This window comes from Bacillus sp. ES1-5, assembly GCF_022487605.1.
GTDB classification, from domain to species: domain Bacteria; phylum Bacillota; class Bacilli; order Bacillales; family Bacillaceae_G; genus Bacillus_A; species Bacillus_A wiedmannii.
The window spans coordinates 1-705 of record NZ_JAKVPU010000040.1; the positions used below are offsets into that span (position 1 = coordinate 1).

The following is a 705-nucleotide window of genomic DNA, read 5'->3' on the forward strand; positions in this document are numbered from 1 at the left end:
TTCCAACACTTAGCTACGGGTGGAGAAGGCGCAACAGCTTTTGTTGATAATGTTGTATTCCAACCTACTGGTGGACCATGCACTTCATGTTCACAAAATTTTTAATGCATTAATATATCTGAAGATTTTCGTTTTTCTAGCAAATCCAATAACTATTAAAGAGGGCCCCCTGGCTCTCTTTTCATATTAAAAATCACCATATGCGCCCATATTTATGAAGCCCTTTAACATTTTCTGCGGGGCTTCTTTTTTTCAACAAGCCGTTAGTTAAGTATGCTGAGTACTTTGATTTATAAAATCACTTTTTTGATACATTTATGAAACATTCATGTGTTATCTTCAGTACGTTCTTTTCTTTTTATAATGTCGTGTGAGATATACCATGACTTGAATCCGTAGACTCCTAATCCTAAGGCTTCTTCATTTAAATAAGGATTTGGTTAAAAACTTACATACAAATGTTTTTCATTATATAATTAATCTATCAATATATAAGGAGTGTTAATTATGCCAGAAACAATACTGATTTTGTTATATATTTGTTTCGGATTGAGTGCAGTTTTTAGCTTAATAAAAGAATTAAAAAAAACACAGAAAAACCAGTTCTTGATTTTAGTTGATGCTCTAATTTTGCTAGGAGCTTTATTCCTAGTAGGTAGTATCTTCATCTAAATTACATAACTAGAACTCCATTAAAGAGCAAAG

Annotated in this window: 1 protein-coding gene and 1 pseudogene; both read left to right on the forward strand. The window is 31.6% G+C overall.

What is annotated here, in order from left to right:
* Positions 1-105, forward strand: a pseudogene (locus MKO96_RS29175) (collagen-like protein); the annotation flags it as partial.
* A 402-nt stretch (positions 106-507) separates the two neighbouring features.
* A complete protein-coding gene (locus MKO96_RS29180) occupies positions 508-672 on the forward strand; it encodes a hypothetical protein (RefSeq protein ID WP_240587935.1) in 165 nt (54 codons plus the stop codon).
* Positions 673-705 lie beyond the last annotated feature (33 nt).

Bases quoted from the DNA above. Each gene is read 5' to 3' on its own strand.
- MKO96_RS29180 (WP_240587935.1), top strand. From the start codon at position 508: ATGCCAGAAACAATACTGATTTTGTTATATATTTGTTTCGGATTGAGT.